Annotated in this window: 23 protein-coding genes and 1 tRNA gene; 11 read left to right on the top strand and 13 right to left on the bottom strand. The window is 72.1% G+C overall.

Annotated elements, in window-relative coordinates; translation table 11 throughout:
- Positions 1 to 66 precede the first annotated feature (66 nt).
- The 5 genes from ACGFI9_RS22165 to ACGFI9_RS22145 form a co-directional block, all read right to left on the bottom strand.
- Positions 67 to 1,134, bottom strand: coding sequence for a glycosyltransferase (locus ACGFI9_RS22165; RefSeq protein ID WP_393180464.1), 1,068 nt, complete (start codon positions 1,132 to 1,134; stop codon positions 67 to 69).
- Positions 1,134 to 2,081 carry a glycosyltransferase gene (locus ACGFI9_RS22160; RefSeq protein ID WP_393180462.1) on the bottom strand — a complete coding sequence of 316 codons (948 nt, stop codon included), beginning with the start codon at positions 2,079 to 2,081 and terminating at the stop codon, positions 1,134 to 1,136. Before ACGFI9_RS22160 ends, ACGFI9_RS22165 begins: the two co-directional genes overlap by 1 nt.
- Before the next feature lie 148 nt (positions 2,082 to 2,229).
- Entirely contained in the window at positions 2,230 to 3,795 is a 1,566-nt protein-coding gene (locus ACGFI9_RS22155; protein ID WP_393180461.1) for a sugar transferase, read from the bottom strand.
- A gap of 109 nt (positions 3,796 to 3,904) precedes the next feature.
- On the bottom strand, positions 3,905 to 4,963 hold the full coding sequence (locus ACGFI9_RS22150) for an LCP family protein (protein WP_393180459.1): 1,059 nt from the start codon (positions 4,961 to 4,963) through the stop codon (positions 3,905 to 3,907).
- A 281-nt stretch (positions 4,964 to 5,244) separates the two neighbouring features.
- Positions 5,245 to 6,384 carry a glycosyltransferase family 4 protein gene (locus ACGFI9_RS22145; RefSeq protein ID WP_393180457.1) on the bottom strand — a complete coding sequence of 380 codons (1,140 nt, stop codon included), beginning with the start codon at positions 6,382 to 6,384 and terminating at the stop codon, positions 5,245 to 5,247.
- Positions 6,385 to 6,651: 267 nt separating this feature from the next.
- Here ACGFI9_RS22145 and ACGFI9_RS22140 point away from each other — a divergent pair, with 267 nt between their 5' ends.
- The 3 genes from ACGFI9_RS22140 to ACGFI9_RS22130 all read left to right on the top strand — a co-directional run bounded on the left by ACGFI9_RS22140 (position 6,652) and on the right by ACGFI9_RS22130 (position 9,198).
- A complete protein-coding gene (locus tag ACGFI9_RS22140; protein WP_393180456.1) occupies positions 6,652 to 7,953 on the top strand; it encodes a lipopolysaccharide biosynthesis protein in 1,302 nt (433 codons plus the stop codon).
- A gap of 35 nt (positions 7,954 to 7,988) precedes the next feature.
- Positions 7,989 to 8,822 carry an O-methyltransferase gene (locus ACGFI9_RS22135; RefSeq protein WP_393180455.1) on the top strand — a complete coding sequence of 278 codons (834 nt, stop codon included), beginning with the start codon at positions 7,989 to 7,991 and terminating at the stop codon, positions 8,820 to 8,822.
- A gap of 67 nt (positions 8,823 to 8,889) precedes the next feature.
- The gene (locus tag ACGFI9_RS22130) at positions 8,890 to 9,198 is read left to right on the top strand and encodes a hypothetical protein (protein WP_393180453.1); all 309 of its coding nucleotides are present in this window, start codon (positions 8,890 to 8,892) and stop codon (positions 9,196 to 9,198) included.
- Between the two features lie 80 nt (positions 9,199 to 9,278).
- On the opposite strand, the gene ACGFI9_RS22125 is transcribed toward ACGFI9_RS22130, so the two are convergent.
- The 4 genes from ACGFI9_RS22125 to bcp form a co-directional block, all read right to left on the bottom strand.
- On the bottom strand, positions 9,279 to 9,818 hold the full coding sequence (locus ACGFI9_RS22125) for a GNAT family N-acetyltransferase (protein WP_393180451.1): 540 nt from the start codon (positions 9,816 to 9,818) through the stop codon (positions 9,279 to 9,281).
- Positions 9,819 to 9,873: 55 nt separating this feature from the next.
- Positions 9,874 to 9,960: transfer RNA gene (locus ACGFI9_RS22120), tRNA-Leu, on the bottom strand.
- The gene (locus ACGFI9_RS22115) at positions 9,946 to 10,860 is read right to left on the bottom strand and encodes an HNH endonuclease (protein ID WP_393180449.1); all 915 of its coding nucleotides are present in this window, start codon (positions 10,858 to 10,860) and stop codon (positions 9,946 to 9,948) included. The genes ACGFI9_RS22120 and ACGFI9_RS22115 overlap by 15 nt, the downstream gene beginning before the upstream one ends.
- Before the next feature lie 31 nt (positions 10,861 to 10,891).
- Complete coding sequence (bcp, locus tag ACGFI9_RS22110; RefSeq protein WP_393180448.1) at positions 10,892 to 11,362, bottom strand: thioredoxin-dependent thiol peroxidase; 471 nt, start codon at positions 11,360 to 11,362, stop codon at positions 10,892 to 10,894.
- 160 nt (positions 11,363 to 11,522) lie between these two features.
- Here bcp and ACGFI9_RS22105 point away from each other — a divergent pair, with 160 nt between their 5' ends.
- From ACGFI9_RS22105 to ACGFI9_RS22090, 4 genes are read left to right on the top strand one after another with little or no spacing between them, the layout of a single operon-like run.
- On the top strand, positions 11,523 to 12,242 hold the full coding sequence (locus ACGFI9_RS22105) for an energy-coupling factor ABC transporter permease (RefSeq protein WP_393180446.1): 720 nt from the start codon (positions 11,523 to 11,525) through the stop codon (positions 12,240 to 12,242).
- On the top strand, positions 12,239 to 12,721 hold the full coding sequence (locus tag ACGFI9_RS22100; RefSeq protein ID WP_393180444.1) for a PDGLE domain-containing protein: 483 nt from the start codon (positions 12,239 to 12,241) through the stop codon (positions 12,719 to 12,721). Before ACGFI9_RS22105 ends, ACGFI9_RS22100 begins: the two co-directional genes overlap by 4 nt.
- 13 nt (positions 12,722 to 12,734) lie before the next feature.
- On the top strand, positions 12,735 to 13,505 hold the full coding sequence (cbiQ, locus tag ACGFI9_RS22095) for a cobalt ECF transporter T component CbiQ (RefSeq protein ID WP_393180442.1): 771 nt from the start codon (positions 12,735 to 12,737) through the stop codon (positions 13,503 to 13,505).
- Complete coding sequence (locus ACGFI9_RS22090; RefSeq protein WP_393180440.1) at positions 13,502 to 14,275, top strand: energy-coupling factor ABC transporter ATP-binding protein; 774 nt, start codon at positions 13,502 to 13,504, stop codon at positions 14,273 to 14,275. The genes cbiQ and ACGFI9_RS22090 overlap by 4 nt, the downstream gene beginning before the upstream one ends.
- 125 nt (positions 14,276 to 14,400) lie before the next feature.
- Here ACGFI9_RS22090 and ACGFI9_RS22085 read toward each other — a convergent pair whose 3' ends face one another.
- The 4 genes from ACGFI9_RS22085 to ACGFI9_RS22070 are packed head-to-tail and all read right to left on the bottom strand — an operon-like array spanning position 14,401 to position 17,351.
- The gene (locus tag ACGFI9_RS22085) at positions 14,401 to 15,501 is read right to left on the bottom strand and encodes a hypothetical protein (RefSeq protein WP_393180438.1); all 1,101 of its coding nucleotides are present in this window, start codon (positions 15,499 to 15,501) and stop codon (positions 14,401 to 14,403) included.
- Positions 15,498 to 16,214: a DsbA family protein gene (locus ACGFI9_RS22080; RefSeq protein WP_393180436.1), complete on the bottom strand. Its 717-nt coding sequence runs from the start codon at positions 16,212 to 16,214 to the stop codon at positions 15,498 to 15,500. Before ACGFI9_RS22080 ends, ACGFI9_RS22085 begins: the two co-directional genes overlap by 4 nt.
- Positions 16,207 to 16,761, bottom strand: a complete 555-nt coding sequence (locus tag ACGFI9_RS22075; RefSeq protein WP_393180768.1) for a MauE/DoxX family redox-associated membrane protein — start codon at positions 16,759 to 16,761, stop codon at positions 16,207 to 16,209. The genes ACGFI9_RS22080 and ACGFI9_RS22075 overlap by 8 nt, the downstream gene beginning before the upstream one ends.
- Before the next feature lie 2 nt (positions 16,762 to 16,763).
- Positions 16,764 to 17,351 (bottom strand): sigma-70 family RNA polymerase sigma factor, encoded by a 588-nt coding sequence (locus ACGFI9_RS22070; RefSeq protein ID WP_393180435.1) that lies wholly within the window; start codon positions 17,349 to 17,351, stop codon positions 16,764 to 16,766.
- Between the two features lie 108 nt (positions 17,352 to 17,459).
- Between ACGFI9_RS22070 and ACGFI9_RS22065 the strand changes: the two genes are divergently transcribed.
- The 4 genes from ACGFI9_RS22065 to ACGFI9_RS22050 all read left to right on the top strand — a co-directional run bounded on the left by ACGFI9_RS22065 (position 17,460) and on the right by ACGFI9_RS22050 (position 21,740).
- Complete coding sequence (locus ACGFI9_RS22065) at positions 17,460 to 18,104, top strand: zf-HC2 domain-containing protein (RefSeq protein WP_393180433.1); 645 nt, start codon at positions 17,460 to 17,462, stop codon at positions 18,102 to 18,104.
- Positions 18,105 to 18,147: 43 nt separating this feature from the next.
- Positions 18,148 to 19,887 (top strand): copper resistance CopC/CopD family protein, encoded by a 1,740-nt coding sequence (locus tag ACGFI9_RS22060; RefSeq protein ID WP_393180431.1) that lies wholly within the window; start codon positions 18,148 to 18,150, stop codon positions 19,885 to 19,887.
- Positions 19,888 to 19,905: 18 nt separating this feature from the next.
- A complete protein-coding gene (locus tag ACGFI9_RS22055; protein WP_393180429.1) occupies positions 19,906 to 20,631 on the top strand; it encodes a YcnI family protein in 726 nt (241 codons plus the stop codon).
- A gap of 152 nt (positions 20,632 to 20,783) precedes the next feature.
- Entirely contained in the window at positions 20,784 to 21,740 is a 957-nt protein-coding gene (locus ACGFI9_RS22050) for a hypothetical protein (protein ID WP_393180427.1), read from the top strand.
- The last annotated feature ends 50 nt before the right edge of the window (positions 21,741 to 21,790 follow it).

Genomic DNA, 21,790 nt, shown 5'->3' with positions numbered 1-21,790 from the left:
ACCGCGTCGCAGACAGCCTGGAAACGGCACGCCCCGGCCAGCCGCACGTGGAGGATAGCCGGACGGTCACCGCTGCAACGCCTCCACCCACCGGCGGCTCACCTCCGCGGGGTGGAACGCGCTGCGCCGGGCCCGCCAGGCCTTCTCGAAGTCGCCGTAGGTGGGTCGCTCGTGCCGGGTCATGCGTAGGATCGCGTCGGCGAGTGCCGCCGGAGTGCACTCCGCCGCGAGGACGCCGGGCACGAGTTCGGGGACGAGTTCGTCGAGGGTGGGCACCGGCAGCGCGGCGACCGGCAGTCCGGCCTCCGCCGCCTCCACCAGACTGAACCCGAACGTCTCGGCGCGGGAGGGGTGCACGAGCAGGTCGGCCTCCGCGAGCAGCGGGGCCACGCCGGGGATCCGGCCCAGGAACGTCACCCGGCCCGCCAGCCCGAGTCGGCGTGCCTGCTCCTCCAGGAGCGTGCGCTCCTCGCCGTCGCCGGCGAGCGTCAGGTGATGGTTGGCGGGCAGCTCGGCCAGGGCGGCCAGCGCGCAGGAGTGGTTCTTCAACGGCCGGAGAGCTCCGGTGGTCACCAACCGGACTCGGCCCGAGTCGGCGACCGGCCGGGGTGGGACGAAATCGCCCGTGGGAACCGGATTGGCGATGGTGACGACCTGCTGCCCCGGCCGTAGCCACCGCACCGTTCGGGCGACGCCCTCGGAGACCGCCACCACCAGCCGGGGGCGGAGCGGGGCGGCCCCACCCGTCCGCGCCAGCACCCGGACCCGCCGGTCGTACCCGAGCCGCTCTCGAAGCAGTGAGTGCTCCCAGGCGACGAAGGTCCGGCCGGAACCGGCCAGGGCGGCACCGACCGGCACCGCGGCCCACAAGCCGCTGGCGACGATCTCGACGTCTGCCGGCAGGTTGCGCAGCCGTCGGCGCAGCGGCGGCACCGCCTCCACCAGGCGCGTGATCCGAGACCCGAGATCGAGCCGGTCGATCGGAAGGTCGTCGAGGCCGGGCGGTACCGCCCTCGAGAGGACCGTCGCGGACACCTCCGCACCGTGCGCTGCCAGCGCCCGCAGGAGGAGTACGGCGGCGCGCTCCATGCCGTAGAAGGGTTCCAGCTGCGGCAGGACGAAATGCAGGCGCATCAGCTGGAACCACCGGCGCTGGTGCCCACCCGCGACCGCCGCATCGCCACCCTCTCGAGGGTGGCGCGCGGGACCAGCCCGAGCGCCGCCAGCACCGCGTTGCGTGCCGACGGCGGGGAGTTGCGGCGGATGGCGCGCACCATCTCCCGTACGCCCTCCCGGTCCCGGGCCTGCAACGCGTACCGGAGGGTTTGCGCGGCGATGAAGTCGGAGAAGGTCTCGGGGGCCCACACCCCCTCCCACCGTCGGGCCCACTCCCACGACGTCCGCCAGTCGGCCCCGGCGGAGATGGACCCGGGGCTGCCCACGGTGTAGACCGCGGTCGCCTCCTCGATCTGGACGATCCTTGCCCCGGGCAGGCGCGCGGCCCGGATCAACCAGTCCCAGTCCTGGTGGCGGGGCAGGGTCTCGTCCCACCGGCAGGCGGTGGCGAGCTCGTGCGTGGTCAGCAGCGTCGAGGTGGGCAGCGACTGGCGGCCGACGCCGAGATGCCGCCGGCGGAACAGGTAGTCCTCCGGCAGGGTGCCGTCGGTGATCAGGACGGCGGGGGCAGCGGACGGGAGAGGATCAGCGCCGGCCTTCCGCTGCAGGATCCGGGACGACACGACGGGGCGGAAACCCTCCCCGGCCAGTCGCTCCAGCACGGGAACCTGGGCCGACAGTTTCGCCGGCAGCCAGGCGTCGTCGTCGTCGAGGAACGCGACGTGGCTGCCGGGAGCGGCGTGTGCGACCCCGAGGTTGCGCGCGTAGGAGCCCCGGCGGCCGCCACCGGTGCAGACGACCTCGTCGATGTGTTCCCGTAGCTCCCGCACGGTCGGGGGGACGTCGGCCAGGTCGCATACCACCACGACGTGCACGGAGACTCCGTGCTGGGCGCGCGCGGACAGAACCGCTTCCGCGAGGCTGGGTCGGCCCGTGGTGGGGATCACGACCGATACGTCCGGCATTCGATTCTCCATGCGTTCGAAGTGCGACCGGAGACGGAAGGGACCGGCGCGCACATGCTTTCAGACGACAGGTGGTCCGGGCCCGAACCGGAGGCAGGGCGAACCCGTGGGTCGGCCCGGCGCCTCGGCGGTACGCACGCCCGGCAGCTCAGCGACCACCGCCGCGGAAGACCTCCGTCACGGTGCGGAGCAGCACTTTGGCGTCGAGCCAGAGCGACCAGTTCTCGATGTAGTAGTTGTCGAAGCGCGCCCGGTCCGAGATGGGCGTGTCTCCTCGCAGGCCACTGACCTGCGCCAAGCCGGTGAGGCCCACCGGGACCCGGTGGCGCATCGCGTAGGTGGGGTACTCGGCCGAGAACTTCTCGACGAAGTAGGGACGCTCCGGCCGCGGACCGACGACGCTCATGTCGCCCCGCAGGATGTTCCACAACTGCGGGAGCTCGTCGAGGGAGGTGCGCCGCATGAAACGGCCGATCGGGCCCACCCGCCGGTCGTGCGCGATCGACCAGTTGGTCTGCGACTCGTTCTCGTCGACCGGACGCATCGAGCGGAACTTGATGATGTGGAACGGCTTGCCGTTCCGCCCGATGCGCTCCTGGTAGAAGAAGATTCCGCGACCGCCGTCGATGAACGTCGCAATGGCGCACAGCAGCAGTACCGGGCTCAGCAGGAGCAACGCCATTGCGGCGAACACGATGTCGGACAGCCGCTTGAGCGCCCACCGGGGGCCGGACAGGGTGGTGTGGCCGATCTTGACAATAGGGACCGCACCGATGTGGTCGCCATGCGAGCGCGAGCCCCAGAGCTGCGGCACAGCCCACAGATCGCAGTTCCCGACGGTCGGCTGGCGCAGGATCTCCATCAGAAACGACTCCGAGCAGTCCGGGTCGGCGACCAGGAGGACGTCACACTCCAGAAGCCGCACCAGCTGGCCGAGCTGGTCGAGCTTCCCGATCAGGGGGAGGCCCAGCTGCCCCGACTGGGACGACATGTCGACGCAACCGACGAACCGCAGGCCGTACTGAGGGTAGCGGCGCAGCAGCCGGGCCAGCTCCATGGCGGTGGGTCCGCTGCCGATGATGATGGCGTTGTGCTCCACCCACCGGCGCCTGCGGGCGATGATGGCGAACTCGCGGGTGACGAACCGTCCGACGATCACCAGCCCCGCGGAGACGGCCACCCCGCGGAGGTAGCTGAAGACGTACTCCTCGGATTCGTGACGCAGGGCCGCGATGATGGCGACCACCGCCGCAGCCGCCAGCAGCCGCCCGCAGATACTCGGCAACTCGTCGAGAATGCTGATGTGTCGGCGCGCCACATAGAGCCCGCCGGCGGCGAAGATGGTCACGGTCAGGGCCGCCATGGCCAGGGTGCCGCGCCAGAAGTGCTGGGTCACCAGTAGGGGGGCCAGCAGCGCGGCGATGTCGACCGGAGCGGTCATCATCCAACCGCGCAGCCAGCGGGTACGCGAGGAGGCGCGGGAGCCGGCGTACGGCAGCACGGCAGTGATGTCCGGCCCCGAACGGGGTGCCGCGTCGAGCGCCGGGCTGTTCGGCACGGTGGGCGCGTCGATCAAGGACGCGGACGTGCGCCGGCCGACTGCCGGATCCCCCTCCTCGTCGGCCGCGTCGGTCGCCGTCGACCTGCGGTGCAGCGCCCGGTCGCCCTGTGGCTCGATCAGCGATTGACCGCCCGTGGCCGAATACCCTGGCATGGTTGTCCTCTCCCCGTGAAAGCCCTCGCCGCACGGAGTGCGGCGAGGCGAACGCAAGATACGATGCGTGCCACAGGTTCACCAGAGCCGCCAGGGCGGTTCCGGCCTCCTACTTTCCGGCAGTCAAGATTTCCGTGACCGCGTCGCGGCGCACCGCGTCGTAGAACGACTGAACCTTGTCGGCATCCGCGAACACCACGCTCTCGCTTCCGACCCGACCGGTGCCCTTGGTGGGGCTGGTCATGAAGGTCAGGTTCTTGCTGCGCAGGTTGCGCAGGTCCGTCGCCGTCCCCACCAGCGACATCCCCTCGTCCACCGAGACCGAGTTCGACGCAGCCTTGACGAAGGAGTTCAGCCGTCCCGGGTTCGTGACAATGCCGCCGGACACCGCCTTGTCCAGAATCGCCTTGATGACCTGCTGCTGGTGTCGGATGCGGGCGAAGTCCCCGTCCGCGAACTGCTTACGCTGCCGGGAGTAGTCCAGCGCCGCCTCGCCGTCCATCCGCTGCATGCCCTGGTGGAAGGCGCGGAAGGGCGGATGGATCGAGGTGAAGTTCTTTTCGACGTTGATGTCGATGCCGCCCAGCGCATCGATGATTTCCTTGAAGCCGGCGAAGTCGATGATCAGAACATGATCGATCCGGACACCGGTGAACTTCTCCACGGTCTGCACCATCAGCGGCACCCCGCCCCAGGCGTACGCTGCGTTGATCTTCGCGTCACGACCGCCATGCTTGCCGTCCTTGGACCGCGGGATCGGCACCCAGGTGTCCCGCGGGATCGATATGAGCTGCGCGCTCGACCGGCCCTTCGGCAAGTGGGCCACGATGATGGTGTCGGTACGCGAGCCCGACGTGCCCTCTGGATCGCGGGAGTCGCTGCCGAGGATCAGCATGTTCATCGCGTCCTTGGCGACCACTTGCGGACGTTCCGCCGCCGGCACGTCGGCGAAGGCGTCGACCCGCTCGATGTCCGACTCCACGGAGCGCAGGTACAGCCCACCCGCGACCATGCCACCGCCGGCCAGCAGTGCCAACACCAGGAGGGTGATCAGAGTGACCCGCTTCCACCGTGGACGCCGCCGGCGGGGACTGTCGGTCGACTCCGGTGCTCCCTCGATGTCGAGAGTCTGGGTCTCGGGCTCCGCGTACGGCTGGCGATATGACATGGCGCGATGCTACTGAGTCTGGCTCCGGGCCGCGTACCCCCGTCCGGCCGGAGGGCGCCCGTTATGAACGAGAACTTTCATCCCGACGGGTGGCGCGCTGGGCTGATCGGACACCCGATGGACCGGACCGAGGTCCGGCGCGCCATCGCCCGCCCCGCCTCGACCCGATCACCGATCGCCGCCAGGCAGGAAACCTTGCGGCGATCGCTGTGACAATCAGTTCCACCACCGCCCGTCGATCCTCCGGCCAGCGGGACCTCCAGGCCGGGGCCGAAGGCGGATCAGGTAGCCGCGACGCTCTGTTCCCGCAGGATCGTTTCGGCGAGGTCAAGCACAAGTCCCGCGCTTGCATCCCAACTCGAACGGGTGAGGTAGTCGCGCCGGGAGCCTTGACTGAACTGGCCATAGCGCTCGGGCATCGCTACCTGCCGGACCGCTTGCGCATATGCGGACGGCGGCGCGTCCGCCGGGAGCAGGATCCCACCTTCGGCAACCCGGTCCGGAACACCTCCGACGTCGGCCGCCACGATCGGCAGTCCGTACGCGGCGGCCTCACCGAGCACCATCGGGAAGGGGTCGTTGCGAGTCGGTAGCAGAAAGACGTCGGCCTGGCGGTACATGGCCCTCAGTTGTTCAGCTTGCTGGCTGTCCTGCTTCGAGAGAAAGCCGTGATAGGTGACGTACGGGCGATCCCAGGAGCCGTCCGGCGGCGTTGCGCCGACAACATCCAGGTGAGCCGGGAATCCAGTACGGATCAGCTCATCCATCATCAGAACAGCCCTGTCGAAACCCTTACGGTGCCACTTCACCCCCATTGTAAGGAGCCGCAGCGGGCTGCCCGGGCGCTCGCGAGGAGGCAGCTGAGGGTCATCTATGTTGGCGCCGAAGGGCACCCGGAACACCCGATCCGGGTCGAGGGAATAGCGCTGAATGGCATCCTCACGCGCCCAGTTGGACGGCATGAAGATGCCGGCCAGCCTGCTCAATGCGCGTGCTTCGGTGTCCGCTGCCAGGCGGCGGGTCCGGTCGGACAGATTCGACCAGTGCGGCGCCAGATCGATGCGTTGCCCTACTGTGGCGTCGCCCCAGTAAACACACGGAGGATCGGAGGGCTCCAGGCCCCATGGATACCATCCCATGAGCAGGACGAGATCCACATTTCTGCCGCGCAGTTGCCGACGCATCGCGCGGGTGAAATGCGCCAGCACCGCCGGCTCGGCTTCCCAATTGATCTTGTTGCCCAATCGGTCTGTCGCACCCGACAGGAGCTTTCCGGCGCGGTAGACGGGTGAGGACAGCGGGCCGACGATAACCGGGTCGTGGTCGCGGCGCCGTAACGCCTGAATGAAATGGGCTGGCGTTCCCGACCAGACATGCACATCTTCTGGCGAGCCCGGCACCGTACAGACCGCAAGTTTCATGGCGCCCAACATAGTCCATGCAGGAGCCGCTTCGGCAGACGGGACGTCGCGCCTTAAGGCGGTGCGGGACCTTGTCGAGCGGCGATCCGTGCCAGCGGCTCGGCATGCCGGATTTTTGTACGAACGTGGCGAATAGGATTTGGTGGACGGGTGCGGTCGCCGGGAGGAGGCGGCTGGTTCCCGAGGTCAGCGAGGCTGGGACGGTCATGCCCCCGCCCCCGCGGCCCCATCGTGGCCCCGCTGATCCACCGTGGCACACTCCTCTCCATGACGGGGGAGGTGCGCAGCCGGATGCGCCGCCACACGGCCGTGCTCCTGGCTGGGCAGGTCGGACGCGTCGCGCTGCAGGGTCTCTACTTCGTCCTGCTTGCCCGCACCCTCGGTGCCGCCGACTACGGCGCCAGCGCAGCCGTACTAGCCCTGGTATCCATGCTTCTTCCGTTCTCCAGCCTCGGCACGATTCTGCTGCTGGTGCGAAACGTGTCGCAGAAACCCGGGTCCGCTCCCGTCCAATGGACCAACTGCGTGACTCTGGTGCTCATCTCCGGGACAACGCTGGCGGTTTTGTTGACAGCGGCCGGCCAATGGGTGGCTCCGGCAGCCACATCCTTGGTGGCCATCGGGGCCGTCGGCTTTGCGGATCTCGTTCTGGCGCGGGTGACCGAGGCCGCGGGGGCGGTTTTCCACGCACAGGAGCGGATGAACAGGTCCGCGCTGGTTCCAGTCATTCTTCAGGCTGCTCGGCTCCTCGGCCTCACCGTGCTCATTCTGGGACCGTGGGCAGTGACACTCACCTCATGGGCCATTTCGTATTACGTCTCCACCGGGTTCGTGTGCGTCGCACTGGTGGTCCTCGTTTTCAATGACGTCGGCTGGTCGCCACCAAATCTTGCCTTGTACCGCCAGGAGTGGTGGACCGGCGTCCTCTTCTCCATCGGCATGTCGTCGACCACGGTTTACAACGACGTGGACAAAGCAATGCTGGGGCGCCTTTCCACCCTTCAGGCCACGGGCATCTACTCCGCTGCGTATCGAGTTGTCGACATGTCGTACGCGCCGGTGCGGTCCCTGCTCGGCGCCGCATCCCCCGCGATGTGGCGCGCCGGGGCCACCGGCAGCGTCACTGCCGTCACCGAGGTGGCCCGGGCCAGGCTCATCCGGCCCGCTGTCGCCTATTGCGTACTCGGCACGGTGGTCATGTTCAGCGGCGCTGACCTCCTACCGGCGATCCTCGGGGCGTCATTCGCGGAGTCGGTCCCAGCGCTCCGGGCCCTCTCCTTCCTGCTGATCATCAAGGGATGCCACTACGTCATCGGCGATACGCTGACATGCGCCGGGGCGCAGGGTGCCCGTACCGTTGTCCAAGTGGCCGTTGCGATTCTGAACGTCGGCCTGTGTTTCGCCCTGATTCCCACCTACGGCTGGCATGGCGCCGTCGTTGTGAGCTTGATTTGCGACGGGCTGCTCGCCGTTACGCTCGGCGCGATTCTTGTCCACAGACTCCGCCGCGAGCGGAAGCAGCCCGCCCCCGTCCCGGCCAACTACGCCAGTACATCCTCGTCCAGCTGAGGCCGAGGTCGCCCAGACCTGGTACAACGGCACAGGTGGACGCAACGACGCTCCGGCGGGCCATCGCCCGCACCCCGCTCGCGCCGGTCGCCGCCTTCCCCAAGCGGCTCGCCCGGGTCGCCCGGCACGACGCCAAGGTGCTGCGCACCTCCGCCCGCTGGTTGTTCACCTCCCGCGAACATCACAACTACACGTACGACCTGACCAAGCTGAGCCGGCAGCACCTCGCCTGGTTCGTCAGCGTGTCCTGCGACGTGCCGGTCCGCCAGGTGCGCGACTGGTTCGCCGAGCTGGAGGGCGACACCGAGCTGCGCGGACACGTCGAGGCCGCCACCGCCGCCGCCGCCCGCCGCGGCCTCGCCGACCGGCAGGTCCGGTACGCCCGCCGGGTCGGCTGGTATGCCATCGTCCGCGCCCGCAAACCCGCCCACGTCGTCGAGACCGGCGTGGACAAGGGGCTCGGCAGCGTCGTCCTGGCCGCCGCCCTGCTGCGCAACACCACCGAGGGGCACCCCGGCCGGCTCACCTCCCTCGACATCAACCCCGAGGCCGGCTACCTCGCTCGCGCCACCCCCTGGGCCGACATGGTCGACCTGGTCATCGGCGACTCCGTCGCCTCGATCGGCGCGCTGGACCGCCCGGTCGACCTCTTCCTGCACGACAGCGACCACAGCCGGGTCCACGAGCAGCGCGAGTTCGAGGAGATCGAGCCGAAGCTCGCCCCCGGCGCGATGCTGCTCACCGACAACGTCACCGCCACCAACGTCCTCGCCGAACACGCCGAACGGACCGGACGGCGGTTCCTCGCCTACCGGGAGACCCCCGCCCGCCACTGGTACCCCGGGGACGGCATCGGCGTCGCCTGGTGAGGGTCTTGTGCCTGGTCGGCCCCAGGATCGATGATGGCCGAAGCGGCACATCGACGAAGGAGTCGCGATGGCAGTCATCCACCACCCCCGGGTTGCCTGGGACACCGCCCGGGTGATCGTCGAATCGGCCCCCGACGCGGAGCTTTTCGCCTGGGTCCGGCAGGAGCTCGGCGGACTGCTCGGCTCCTCCGCCCGCGACGCGCTCACCGCGACCCGCGACCGGCTGTGCCGCGCCGGCGACGCCCGGGTGCCGGCCGAAACCGGCCTGTGGCGGGTCCGACTGGAGGACCTCCTGCGGGAGCGGCCGGAGCTGGCCGGGCAGGTGTCCTCCTTCACCGCCGTCGCCGTCGGCCTGCTCCACGCCCGCGAGTCCTGAGCCCTGCGCTCAGCGAGCCTTGTCCGGTCCGCGTGGTTCCGGCAGTGGCGGGACCGGCTGCGGCTGGCCGGGCCCGGCGGTCACGCGGTCGCGTCCGCCAGGTCCAGCCACATGAAGACCTCGTCGCGATCGTCGCCCGGCCCCACCCGCAGCGCCCCCGGCAGCCGGCCGACCTCGCGGTAGCCGAGCCGGCGGTAGAACGCCTCCAGGCCCTGCCCGCCGCGGAGCGTGACGTGCAGCGCCGACCAGCCCAGCTCCGGCGCGCGCCGCGCCGCCTCGCGCATGAGATCGAGGCCGTACCCCCGTCCCTGGGTGTCCGGGTGGACCATGACGCGCTTGAGGATGCCCCAGTGGGTCTTCAGGTGGAAGCGGTTGTCCGCGAAGACGAGCACCGCCACCGGGCGTTCCCCCGCGTAGCCGACCAGCAGCCGGTCCGGGCCGCCGGTGATGTCGGCGAAGGTCCGCTCGGCGAGGGGCCGGACCTCGGCCGTGGTCACCGGGGCGACGAAGCCGACCGCGCCGCCGGCGTTGGTGGCGTCCACCCACAGGTTGACGAGTTGCTCGCGCAGGGCCGCGGTCAGCTCGGGATCGAGAACGAAACGCAGGTCCACGCCCGCCATCCTGCGCGAATGGCCGGGCGTGAACCCCTGTTCGTGATCCTCACGACACTGCCGCTGGTGCGGGAGAGGGGAGTCGAACCCCCACGTCCTTTCGGACAATAGGACCTAAACCTATCGCGCCTGCCTGTTACGCCACTCCCGCGGACGTGCTGAGTCTAGAGCGTCGAGCCTCCGGGGTGGTGAGGCCAGCCTCCCTCAGGATCAGCAGGACGGTGCGGTGACTGATCACCCGTTTGCCGCCGGATGCCTCGGCGAGGCCCTGAGCGATCCGTCGGGAGCCGAACTGCGGATGGCTGAGCGCGAAGCGGATGACGGACTCCCGGAACTGCTGCTGGACAGGACGGTCGCGGACGCGCGGTGGCCCGGAGACGCTTCCCGTGGCTTCCAACTGTCGGCGAAGCCGGCTGACGTGGTCTCTTGTGCACCCGAGGAGTCGGGCCGCGGCCACGGTTGTCAGCTGCCCAGCGCTGACCTGTTGGACCAGGGTTAGAGCGTCGGTGGTTGGTGGTGAGATCTGCCGCCTAGGAGATCCTGCGGAGGAGAGTGTGCGAGGCGATCCGTCTCCCGCCGGTGCGTGCGTGCGCGGCCGTCCGGCGTAGGTGTCCGTCTGGCTGTGGCGGTTCGGGCAGAGCAGACGCAGGTTCGGCGGCCGGTTGTCCAGCCGGTCGCCGTTGATGTGGTCGACGTGGAGGACGAGCGGCATGCCCTGCCAGACGGGCCCCAAGCCGCAGTTCTCGCACCGTTCGGGTACGCCGATGAGGGCCAGGGCGCGCCTCAGCCGGAAGCCGGGCGTTCTTCCGGATTTCGGTGGCAGCTTGACCAGGAGTTCGGACGGCGTCTGCCGTGGCCCCTGCCGTCCTCGGTTGTGCCCTTGCCCGGTGAAGTGGGAGGTGTCGATGCCGAAGCGTTTGAGCTGCCGGCTGATGTGCGCGTGTGAGCCGCCGCTGATCCGTACGCCGAGCAGGCGCATGACCTCCGTGACGCTGCGCGCCCGGGCCGCCGCTGCCGCCAGCGTCTCGGGGGAGTACTTGTACCGAGGCACGCACGGACGGTAGCGGCGGCGTACGACAGGTTCAGTCGAGCCCGAGGTCCCGGCGCAGCTTTGCGACGTGCCCGGTGGCCTTGACGTTGTAGAGCGCCCGCTCGATCTTCCCGTCCTCGTCGATGACGAAGGTGGAGCGGATCACGCCGGTGACGGTCTTCCCGTACATCTGCTTCTCGCCGTACGCGCCGTACGCGGTGAGCACGGCCTTGTCGGTGTCGGCGACCAGCGGGAAGGTGATGGCGTCCCGCTCGCGGAACTTCGCCAGCTTCTCCGGCTTGTCGGGGGAGATGCCCACGACCTCGTAGCCGGCGGCCTGGAGCGAGGCGAGCGAGTCCCGGAAGTCGCAGGCCTGCTTGGTGCAGCCGGGCGTCATGGCGGCCGGGTACGCGTACAGGATGACCTTGCGGCCGCGCAGGCCGGCCAGGGAGAGCGTCCCGCCGCTGTCGGTGGGGAGGGTGAACTCGGGGGCGGGGTCGCCGGCGTTGAGACGGTCGGTCATGGCCGAGACGATACCGCCGCCGCGGGGGCCGGTGCCGGTGCCGACGCGCCGCCGGGTGATGATCACCATGCCTTGTTGCAAGGGATTGGCAACAACGACCAGGCGCAAATAAGCTCACCGGTGACGGCGAGGACGGCCCCGCCGCGCCTCGGGAGGTCGAGTGGAAACCCTGGCGATGCACATCTCGAACGGGATCATCGACGGTCCCGTCGCCGCGATCTTCGCGGCGCTCGCGCTCGCCGTGCTCACCTTCTGCGTGCTGCGCGGGCGCCGCGACCTCGACGACCGGCTGGCCCCGATGGCCGGCCTGGTGGCCGCGTTCATCTTCGCGGTGCAGATGCTCAACTTCCCGATCTTCACCGCCGGGGTCAGCGGGCACCTGCTCGGCGGCGCGCTCGCCGCGCTGCTGGTCGGCCCCTGGGTCGGGGCGCTCTGTGTCGCCGTGGTCCTGGTGGTGCAGGCCCTGATCTTCGGCGACGGTGGGGTGGCCATGCTCGGCCTCAACATCACCAACATGGCGCTGCTCGGCACCGCCGCCGCGTACCTGCTGATCGCGTTGCTGCTGCGGGCGCTGCCGCGTACCCCGGGCGGCCTCGGCGTCACCGCCTTCGTCTCCGCGCTGGTCAGCGTGGTGGTCGCCAGCCAGGGCTTCGTCCTGGAGTACTGGCTGGGCGGCACCACCGATCTGGGCGGCAACCTGGCCGGGCTCGCCGGCACGATGGCCGGGGTCCACCTGCTGATCGGCATCGGCGAGGGCCTGATCACCGCGACCACCGTGGTGACCGTCGCGAAGGTCCGCCCGGACCTGGTGTACGCGCTGCGCGCCCGCAAGCCGGCCGTGCCGGCTCGCGCCGTCCCGATCGCCGGAGGTGCCCGATGAGCCGACGTTCCTGGCCCTTTGTCCTCGGCGGCCTGCTGGTCGCCCTGCTGCTCGCCGGCGTGGTCAGCAACTACGCCTCCCCGCACCCGGACGGGCTGGACTCGTCACTGCTCAAGGGCTGCACGGTGAACGCCGAGGGCGAGATCACCGGCGGCAGCTGCCCGGCCCAGCAGACCAGGGACCACGAGCTGGCCGACAGCCCGCTGGCCGACTACGGCGTCCGGGGGATCAGCAACGGCTTCCTCTCCACCGGCCTCTCCGGCGTCCTCGGGGTGCTGCTCACCTTCGCCCTCGGCGGCGGCCTGTTCTGGCTGGCCCGCCGCCGCGGCCCGGCCGCCGACCGGTCGGCCGGCACCGCCGACCGGCCGACCGGCCCGGCGGCTGACGACCCGACCGGCACCGCCGACGACGACCGGGCCGCCCCGGCGACGGGCGACCCCACCGACGAGCGGCCGTCCCGCGCCGCCGGTACCCGCTGAGCGGCGGGCCGTCATGGGTGCCGGGCACGCGCACGTGCTCTACCGCGAGTCCACCTCCCCGGTGCACCGCCTCCCGCCCGAGGTGAAGATCACCGCGATGGTGCTCCTCACCGTCGCGGTGGTCGCCACCCCGCGGGAGGCGTACTGGGCCTTCGGCGGATACGCCCTGCTGGTCGCCGCCGTGGCCGCGCTGGCCCGGATCGGGCCGGGTTGGCTGCTCAGCCGGGCGTTGATCGAGCTGCCGTTCGTGCTCTTCGCGTTCGCGTTGCCGTTCTTCGGCACCGGGGAGCGGGTCGAGGTGGCCGGGCTGAGCCTCTCCGTGGACGGGCTGCACGGCGCGTGGAACATCCTGGCCAAGGGCACGCTCGGCGTACTCGCGTCGCTCCTGCTGGCGGCGACCACGACGACCCGTGACCTGATCGTCGGCCTGGACCGGCTGCGCTGCCCGCAGGTCCTCACCCAGATCGCCACCTTCATGCTGCGCTACCTGGACGTGCTGGTGGGGGAGGCCCGGCGGATGCGGGTGGCCCGGGTGTCCCGCGGCGACGACCCGCGTTTCCTCTGGCAGTTGCGCGGGTTCGCGGCGGGGGTGGGCGCGCTGTTCCTGCGGGCCTTCGAGCGTGGCGAGCGGGTCTACCTGGCGATGGTGTCGCGCGGCTACTCGGGTCGGATGCCGGCGGTCTGGCAGGGCGCGGGCGCGGCCACCGCCGGGCAGTGGGCGGCCGCCGCGACGGTGCCGGCGATCGCCGCCACCATCGCCACCGTCGCGGTCGTGCTGACATGATCGGGTACGTGGACCAGCCGCCTTCCCTGGACGTCCGTGGCGTCCGGTACGCGTACCCGGACGGTCACGTCGCCCTGCACGGGGTGGACCTGACCGTGCCGCGCGGCGACCGGGTGGCGCTGCTCGGGCCGAACGGCGCCGGCAAGACGACCCTGGTGCTGCACCTCAACGGCATCCTCACCCCGACCGAGGGGACGGTGAGCGTCGGCGGCCTGACGGTCAGCCGGGACCGGGACACCCTGGCGGAGATCCGCCGCCGGGTGGGCATCGTCTTCCAGGACCCCGACGACCAGCTCTTCCTGCCCACGGTCGCCGAGGACGTCGCGTTCGGCCCGGCGAACCTGGGGCTGCGCGGGGCGGAGCTGGCCGCCCGGGTCGACGAGGCCCTCGCCGCGGTGGGGATGAGCGAGCACCGGGACCGGGCGCCGCACCATCTCTCCTTCGGCCAGCGGCGCCGGGTGGCGGTGGCCACGGTGCTCGCCATGCACCCGGAGATCCTGGTCCTCGACGAGCCGTCGTCGAACCTCGACCCGGCGGCGCGGCGGGAGCTGGCGGAGATCCTCCGGGGTCTCCCGGTGACCCTGCTGATGGTCACCCACGACCTGCCGTACGCGGCGGAACTCTGCACCCGCTCGGTGATCCTCGACGGCGGCCGGATCGTCGCCGACGCCTCCACCCTGGACGTCCTCACCGACGAGGAGCTGCTGGCGAGGCACCGCCTCGAACTCCCCTACGCCTTCAACCCCCGCACCGCCCCCCGCCCCTCCTGATCCACGCGGTCCGGGCATCCCAATTTCCGCACAGATTCACGGAACGTGTGCCCTTGCGTGCGCGGAAGAGCACTGTTTCCGTGAATGAGTGCCCACGTCGGGGGCGAGGGCCCCGCGTGGGTGGGTCAGTGGGGGGTGGGGGTCGCGGGGGCGGGGCGACGGGGGCGGGCCGCGCGGGAGGTCGCGTGCAGGCGGAGGAGGCCGGCGGCGACCGCTCCGGCCCCGGTGGCCAGGACGAGCGTCACCAGGACCCGGGCGAGGCCGGCCGGCCAGGGCGCCGGGACCACCGAGCGGGACAGCACGGCCAGGTTCGCCGCCCCGGCGAAGAGCGCCAGGCACGCCCCGGCCAGGGCGAGGGCGAAGTCGGCGGCCGGGCGCCGGGCCAGCGCGTACCCGCCGGCGGCGAGCGCGCCGAGCCCGGTGAGCAGCGCCCAGGTCTGGGCGGTGAGCAGCCCGAGCAGCACCCCGCCGACGCCCTGGGCGCCGGCGTCCAGGGCCCGCCCGATGGTGACCGTGACGGCGGCCAGCCCGCCGAGCGCGAGCAGGGCGCCGGCCGCGCGCAGCGCGCGGGCCCCGGCCGTGGTGCCGGCCGGGACGAGTCCGGCCGCGCCGATGAGCAGGAAGCCGAGGGTGGCGGCGACCCACCAGGGGTACGGGTCGGGCGGCGGCAGCCAGTCCAGCGTGCCGCGTACCTCGATGGTGCGGTCGCCGTCGCGCAGCGGCACCACCCAGTCGCGGACCCGCTGCTCCCGGGCGGGGTCGGCGGTCACCTGCGCCGGCGGGTCGGACTCCAGCCAGAGGGTCCGCTGGTCGTGCCAGCGGGCCGACCGGTCGTCCGAGATCTTCCGCCAGACCGGCGTCGCGGCCGGGTCGGCCTCGGGGGAGAGCCGGGTGTCCCCGGCGATGGTCCGGTTCAGGTACGTGGCGGGGGAGCGGGTGTTCTCGTACACCCCGCCCGGCCCGATCCGCAGGTACGGCTCACCGGAGTAGCCGAGCACCTCGACGTCCCGCCCGGTGGTGTTGGTCAGTTCCAGCCGGGCTCCCGCCTCGACGATCCGGGCGGTGAGCCCGCGCGGGGCGGGGTTGAGCGCGGTGACCTCGGCCCGGTAGTCGGTGGCGTCGGGCGCGTCCGCGCCGTGCGCGGCGGCGGGTGTGGCGAGGGCGAGCAGGGCGGCGAGCGCGGCGGTGACCACCAGCCCCGTCCGCCGCAGCGGTACGAGGATCACTTGCCGGCCGCCTCCACCGCCGCCCTGATCCCCTCCGGGGTACGGTCCTGGACGTTGGTGCCGTTGACCTTGATGGTCGGGGTGCCGGTCACGCCGGCCTTGCTTGCCTCGTCGGTCACGTGCTCGGTCCACGACTTGTAGGTGCCGTCCTTCACGCAGGAGCCGAAGTCGTCCCGGTTCAGCCCGACGCCCGCCCCGATGTCGATCAGCTCGTCGTCGCTGAGCCCGGCGCTGTTCTCCGGCGGCTGCTTGGCGAAGAGCTGGTCGGTGAACTCCTTGAACTTGCCGCCCTGAGCGGCGCAGCCGGAGGCGGCCGAGGCGCGGGTGGAGTACTCGGTGGTGGAGAAACGGTTCAGGAAGGCGACCGGGTGGAAGATCACCTGCACCTTGCCCTCGCTGATCAACTGGTTGATCGTCGACCCGCTGGTGTCCTGGAACTGCTTGCAGACCGGGCAGAGGTAGTCCTCGTACAGGTCGATGGTGACCGGTCCCTGGCCGAGTTGGATCCCGGTGCCGGTGTGGTTGGCGCCCGTCGGGGCGGTGTAGGTCGTGGACTTCTGGCTGGAGTAGACGCCCCAGCCGATCAGCCCCGCGATCACCAGCACCACCACCGCGGCGATAGAGGTGATGATCGTGCGGGTCCGCCTTTTCTCGCGGGCGATCTGCTGCCGGACCACCCGGGCGGCGTTCTTCTGCCCCTTGCGACTACTCATCCTCGCCCTCCACGGGTGGTTCGCCCGCCAGCCAACCGTCCACCGAGAACGGGGTGCGGGGCCAGATCAGCAGGAAACCGGCCAGTGCCAGGAATCCCAGGTCCCGGAGGATCTCCGGGAGGTAGCTCGGGGCCTGGCCGGCGGCGAGCTCGCCGCCACCGCCGAAGCACCCGCAGTCGATGGCCAGGCCACGGGCCCAGGCGGAGGCGATGCCGGTGATGAAGACCACCAGCAGCGCCGTGGAGATGCCGGCGGCCAGCCGGGTGGCCAGCCCGATCAGCAGGAGTACGCCGAGCGCCAGCTCCACGAACGGCAGCGCGGCCCCGATCACGGCGGCCACGTCGTACGGCATCACCTGGTAGGCGTTGACCGCCCGGCCGGAGTTGCCCAGGTCACCGACCTTGCTGCCGCCGGCGGTCAACCAGACGGCGGCCAGCCCGAGCCGGGCGGCGGTGGCGAGCCAGGGCCGGAGGAGGGGCCAGCGGATGGCCCGGTCGCGAGGTGTGCTCACGGTGGTTAGTCGTCCGGGAGCCGGGGCCGGTTCCATGGTCATCCGGCCAGCGCGTCGCCGACGGCGTCGACCAGGTCACCGCGGGCCCGCGCCACCCGCGAGCGGATGGTGCCCACCGGCACCCCCTCCACGGCGGCGGCCTCGGCGTACGACAGGCCGAGCAGTTGGGTGAGCACGAACGCGGCCCGCCGTTCGGCGGGGAGCCGGCGGACCAGGTCGGTCGCGCCGAGCTGGCCGGCCGGGTCGGGGTACGGCCGGTCGGTGGCCGCGTGCGCGGCGAGCCGCTGGTCCAGCCGCCGCCGACGGACCACCGTCCGCAGGTGGTCCGCGCAGGCCCGCCGGGCGATGCCGAGCAGCCAGGTACGCGCGCTGGATCGCCCCTCGAACCCGGGCAGCGCCCGGAACGCCCGCAGGTACGTCTCCTGGGTCAGATCGTCGGCGCTGTCCGGGTCGACCAGGGCGGCGGCGAAGCGCCACACCTCGGCCTGGGTGGCCCGGACGAAGGCGGCCTGCGCGGTCGGATCGCCGGCGCGGGCGGCCAGCGCCCAGTCGGTCACCCGGTCCGGCGCAGCGTCCCGCGCCGCCGGAGGGCGGTCGGCGGAGGTGTCGCGCGGGCCGGGGATCACGACAGACGAGGTTACGCGGGGTATCTGGGCGGGACAGGGTCCTTCGGCCCTTTCCGTGGTCCCGCCCACGCCGGGAACTTTCCCGGCCCACCCACCGACTACCCGCTCATGAGGTGCGACGACGTACGCGTGGCGCTCTCCGCCCGGCTGGACGGGGAGGACCCGCAGGCGCCGGCCGCGGCCCTGGACGCGCACACCGGATCCTGCCCGGGCTGCCGCTCCTGGCTGGCGTCCGCCGAGCGGGTGACCCGGCTCACCCGGGTGCAGGCGGTGGACGTACCCGACCTGACCGCCGCCGTGCTCGCCGCGGTGGCCGCGGACCGGGCGGCGGCCCGGGACGGAGCGGCGGCGACGGTGCGGGCCCGCCGCCAGGTGCTCCGGGTGGCCGTCGCGGTGGCGGCCGTCGCGCAGCTCGCCGTCGCGCTGCCGATCCTGCTGGCCGGGCTCGGCGTCGAGGCCGACCCGCACACCGGCCGGGAGATGGCCTCCTTCGACGCGGCGCTCGCCGTCGGCTTCGCCCTCGCCGCGTGGCGGCCGGAACGGGCCCGGGCGTTCCTGCCGGTGGCGCTGGTGCTGGCCGTCTGCCTGGCCGGGACCAGCGTGGCGGACATCGCCGCCTCGACCACCGCCGTCGTGCACGAGCTGGGCCACCTGGCCGCCGTGGTGCAGGCGGGTCTGCTCTGGGCGCTGGGCCGGGTCAGCGGCGAGCCGGGACGGCGGCTGCCGGCGGCGTTCGCCCCGGGGCGCGGATGAGGCGGGTTCGCCGATCGCCGGACGGTCGGGAAGCATGATGGTCATGACTGCTGCCGTACGCCGGCCCGAGGCCGCCGCCGACCCCCGCCGGCGGCGCCCCGGGGCCGCCGTTGACCGCCGGGCCGAAGCGCATGCCGCCGCCGACCGTCGCTGGGTCGCCCGGCTGGGTGCCGTCGCCGGCCTGCTGATCACCCTCGTCGCCCTGCTGCTCGCCCCGGCCACCCCGGCCAGCGCCCACGCCGTGCTGGTGAGCACCAGCCCGACCGCCTCGTCGGTGGTGCCCAGCGGGCCCGCCGAGGTGGTGCTGACCTTCAGCGAGGGGGTCCGCAAGGTGCCCGGCAAGATCCGGGTGATCGCCCCCGACGCGTCCCGGGCCGACCGTGGCGAGCCCACGTTCAAGGGGTCGGTGGTGACCATCCCGGTGGACAGCTCCGCGCGCGGCACCTACCTGGTCAGCTACCGGGTGATCTCGGCCGACAGCCATCCGGTCTCCGGCGCGTTCACCTTCTCGGTCGGCGCCCCGTCCACCCCGCCGACCGACTCCGGTACGGACACCCGGGCCAACCCGGTCGTGGAGAACGCGGTCAAGGTGGCGAAGTACGTCGGCTACGTCGCTCTGCTGCTGGTGGTGGGCCCGGCGTTGGTGCTGGCCGCGCTCTGGCCGCGTCGGCTGTCCCGGCGCGGGCCGGCCCGGCTGGCCTGGTCGGGGCTGGGCCTGCTGGTGCTGGCCACCCTCGCCGAGCTGTGGTTGCAGGTGCCGTACACCAACGGCGGCGGCCCGTTCGACGTGACCGGCTCGGGTCTCGGCGACGTGCTCGGCAGTGCCTACGGGACGGCCCACCTGGTCCGGCTGGGTCTGCTCGCGGCGGCGGCGTTCCTGCTCCGGCCGCTGTTCGCCGGGCCGATCGGCCGCACCGACGGGATCATCCTGGCCCTCCTCGGCGGCGCCGCGCTGTTCACCTGGCCGCTGGCCGGTCACCCGGCGGCCTCGCCCGCCCCGGCGGTGTCGGTGGTGGTGGACGCGGTGCACCTGGGCAGCATGGCGGTCTGGCTGGGCGGCCTGGTGATGCTCGCGGTCTTCCTGCTGCGCCGGGCCAACGAGCGGGAGCTGGACGCCATCCTGCCGATCTGGTCCCGTTGGGCGGCCCTGGCGGTGGCGGCGCTGCTGCTCGCCGGCACCGTGCAGGGGCTGATCGAGGTGGCCACCCCGAAGGCGCTGCTCGACACCACGTACGGGCAGCTGCTGCTCGCCAAGATCGTGCTGTTCGTGCTGGTGATCGCGGTGGCCGCGTACTCCCGGTCGCTGGTGCGGCGGCGGACCGCCGCCGGCCGGCCGGGAACGATGCGCCGCGCGGTGCTGGTCGAGTTGCTGATCACCGCGGTGGTGCTCGGCGTCTCGGCGACCCTGGTGCAGACCACGCCCGCCCGCACCGCCTCCGCCGACGTGGCGGGTGCGCCCACCGGCTACTTCTCCACCACGCTCACCAGCCCGCTCTACTCGCTCCAGGTGGAGCTGGACCCGGCCGAGCGCGGCAACAACTCGCTGCACCTCTACGCGTACACGAAGGACAACCGGCCGCAGCCGGTCAAGGAGTGGAAGGCCACCGCGGCGCTGCCGTCGGCGGGCATCGAGCCGATCGAGATCCCGCTGCTGCCGCTGACCGACAACCACGCCACCGGGGAGATGAACCTCCCGGCGGCGGGGCAGTGGCAGCTGCGCTTCACCGTCCGCACGTCCGAGATCGACCAGGCCACGGTGACCGCCACCGTGCCGATCAAGTAACGGAAGGCTCTCCGACCCATGATCCGTATCCGGCGCTCCGCGACCGCCGCCGCGCTCACCCTCGCCGCCGTCGCCACCGCGGTGCTCGGCCTCGCCGGGCCCGCCTCCGCGCACGTCACGATCAACCCGAAGGAGGCGACCCAGGGCGGATACGGCCGGTTCGCCTTCCGGGTGCCGAACGAGAGCGACACGGCGGCGACCACCAAGGTCGAGGTGGTGCTGCCGGAGAACGCGCCGGTCGGCTCGGTCTCCACCATGCCGGTCGCCGGGTGGACGGTGCGGGTGGAGAAGCGCAAGGTGGACCCGCCGATCGAGGTGCACGGCAGCCAGCTCACCGAGGCGGTGTCCAAGCTGACCTGGACCGCGGCCACCGGCGGCGGGGTCAAGCCGGGCGAGTTCCAGGAGTTCCCGGTGTCGATGGGCCCGCTGCCGCAGGCCGACAAGATGGTGTTCAAGGTGCTCCAGACCTACTCGGACGGCAACGTGTCGCGCTGGATCGAGGAGCCCACGCCGGGCCAGGAGGAGCCGGAGAACCCGGCCGCGGTGCTCACGCTGACCGCCGCGTCGGCGTCCGCCTCGCCGGCCGCGAGCGCCCCGGCCGCCGCCGGGTCCGGTGAGGACGAGGACTCCGACTCGGCCGCCGTCGCCCTCGGCGTGGCCGGTCTGGTCGCCGGGCTGGCGGGCCTGATCCTCGGCGGGCTGGCCTTCCTGCGTACCCGGCGGGAGTCCACGCCGAAGTCCTGAACCCGCGTCGTCGGCCGCCGGCCCGTCGGATCTTCCGGCGGGCCGGCGGCCTTTCCACGGTCCTTGAGGTGCTTGCCGTGGATATCCGGCGATTGTGCGGTTCGCGTCGGTAAGGTCGGCCGGGTAATTGGCTACCGAGGGGGACGACGCGAATGCGTTTCGTGCGCACGATCGCCGGCATGCTGCTGTTGGCCGTGGGGATCCCGGCGTTGCTGGCCGGTGCCGGTCTCTGGACCGCCGCCCGGCACGCCGACCCGGACGGCGGTTTCGGCGCCCGCTTCGAGACGGTCCGCACCCCGGGGCAGGCCGTGGTGGTCACCGACGTGGACCGCCTGCTGCGCGCCGAGGCGCCGTTCGTCCGCACCGGCCAGGCCCGGCTGCGGCTGACCGCGCGGACCGCCGACGGCCCGGCCTTCCTCGGCCTGGCCCCCACCGACCAGGTAGGACGCTGGCTGGCCGCCGTGCCGCACGCCACTGTCCACCGCGTCGCGCTGGCCCGTGGCCCGCTGCCGGTGCGGGTGGACCCCGCCGGGTCGGCCGCCGCCGGCACGGTCAGCACCAACCCCCTCGACCAGGACTTCTGGGTACGCGAGGGCATCGGCGCGCTCGAGTGGAACCCGGCCGAGCTGGCCGGCCGCTCGTTGAGCCTGGTGGTGATGCGCCCGGACGGCCGGGCCGAGCTGGCCCTGGACCTGCGCGCCGAGCTGCGGTTGGGCTGGTTCCCCGGGGCGGTGTGGGCGCTGCTGGCCGGCGGGACGCTGCTGGTGGTCCTGGCCGTGCTGCTGCTGCGGCCGGTCCGCCCGCGGGAGGTGGTCTTCGTCGTCGAGCCCGACCAGGTGCCGGTGCTCGCCGGGCGGCTCGGGGTCAGCTCGCTCAGTGGGCTGGGTTCCCGGCCGGAGAGCACGGAGCTGACCGAGCGGCAGCTCGTCGCGGTCGGGTCGGGGCATGCCGAGCGGCCCCGTGCGGCGATCGGTCCGGTCCCGAGCCGCCGCCCGGAGAGCCTGGCCGACCTGCCGGCCGGCCCCGCCTGGTCCTGGCCCCCGGCCACCATGCCGGAGACACCCCGTCCGTCGCCGGTGGACGGTCCGGCACGCCGGACCGACGGCTGACTCGGGCCGGAAACGGCGGGTGGCCCCCCGCGCTGCCGACGCGGAGGGCC

The organism is Micromonospora sp. NPDC048930, from assembly GCF_043197935.1.
GTDB lineage: Bacteria > Actinomycetota > Actinomycetes > Mycobacteriales > Micromonosporaceae > Micromonospora.
This window is presented reverse-complemented; position numbering and strand designations above follow the sequence as displayed.

Excerpts from the sequence above, each read along its gene's own strand:
- ACGFI9_RS22165 (WP_393180464.1), bottom strand. The coding sequence starts at position 1,134 with ATGCGCCTGCATTTCGTCCTGCCGCAGCTGGAACCCTTCTACGGCATG.
- ACGFI9_RS22160 (WP_393180462.1), bottom strand. The coding sequence starts at position 2,081 with ATGCCGGACGTATCGGTCGTGATCCCCACCACGGGCCGACCCAGCCTC.
- ACGFI9_RS22155 (WP_393180461.1), bottom strand. The coding sequence starts at position 3,795 with ATGCCAGGGTATTCGGCCACGGGCGGTCAATCGCTGATCGAGCCACAG.
- ACGFI9_RS22150 (WP_393180459.1), bottom strand. The coding sequence starts at position 4,963 with ATGTCATATCGCCAGCCGTACGCGGAGCCCGAGACCCAGACTCTCGAC.
- ACGFI9_RS22145 (WP_393180457.1), bottom strand. The coding sequence starts at position 6,384 with ATGAAACTTGCGGTCTGTACGGTGCCGGGCTCGCCAGAAGATGTGCAT.
- ACGFI9_RS22140 (WP_393180456.1), top strand. The coding sequence starts at position 6,652 with ATGACGGGGGAGGTGCGCAGCCGGATGCGCCGCCACACGGCCGTGCTC.
- ACGFI9_RS22130 (WP_393180453.1), top strand. The coding sequence starts at position 8,890 with ATGGCAGTCATCCACCACCCCCGGGTTGCCTGGGACACCGCCCGGGTG.
- ACGFI9_RS22125 (WP_393180451.1), bottom strand. The coding sequence starts at position 9,818 with ATGGCGGGCGTGGACCTGCGTTTCGTTCTCGATCCCGAGCTGACCGCG.
- bcp (WP_393180448.1), bottom strand. The coding sequence starts at position 11,362 with ATGACCGACCGTCTCAACGCCGGCGACCCCGCCCCCGAGTTCACCCTC.
- ACGFI9_RS22100 (WP_393180444.1), top strand. The coding sequence starts at position 12,239 with ATGAGCCGACGTTCCTGGCCCTTTGTCCTCGGCGGCCTGCTGGTCGCC.
- cbiQ (WP_393180442.1), top strand. The coding sequence starts at position 12,735 with ATGGGTGCCGGGCACGCGCACGTGCTCTACCGCGAGTCCACCTCCCCG.
- ACGFI9_RS22090 (WP_393180440.1), top strand. The coding sequence starts at position 13,502 with ATGATCGGGTACGTGGACCAGCCGCCTTCCCTGGACGTCCGTGGCGTC.
- ACGFI9_RS22080 (WP_393180436.1), bottom strand. The coding sequence starts at position 16,214 with ATGAGTAGTCGCAAGGGGCAGAAGAACGCCGCCCGGGTGGTCCGGCAG.
- ACGFI9_RS22075 (WP_393180768.1), bottom strand. The coding sequence starts at position 16,761 with ATGGAACCGGCCCCGGCTCCCGGACGACTAACCACCGTGAGCACACCT.
- ACGFI9_RS22065 (WP_393180433.1), top strand. The coding sequence starts at position 17,460 with ATGAGGTGCGACGACGTACGCGTGGCGCTCTCCGCCCGGCTGGACGGG.
- ACGFI9_RS22060 (WP_393180431.1), top strand. The coding sequence starts at position 18,148 with ATGACTGCTGCCGTACGCCGGCCCGAGGCCGCCGCCGACCCCCGCCGG.
- ACGFI9_RS22055 (WP_393180429.1), top strand. The coding sequence starts at position 19,906 with ATGATCCGTATCCGGCGCTCCGCGACCGCCGCCGCGCTCACCCTCGCC.
- ACGFI9_RS22050 (WP_393180427.1), top strand. The coding sequence starts at position 20,784 with ATGCGTTTCGTGCGCACGATCGCCGGCATGCTGCTGTTGGCCGTGGGG.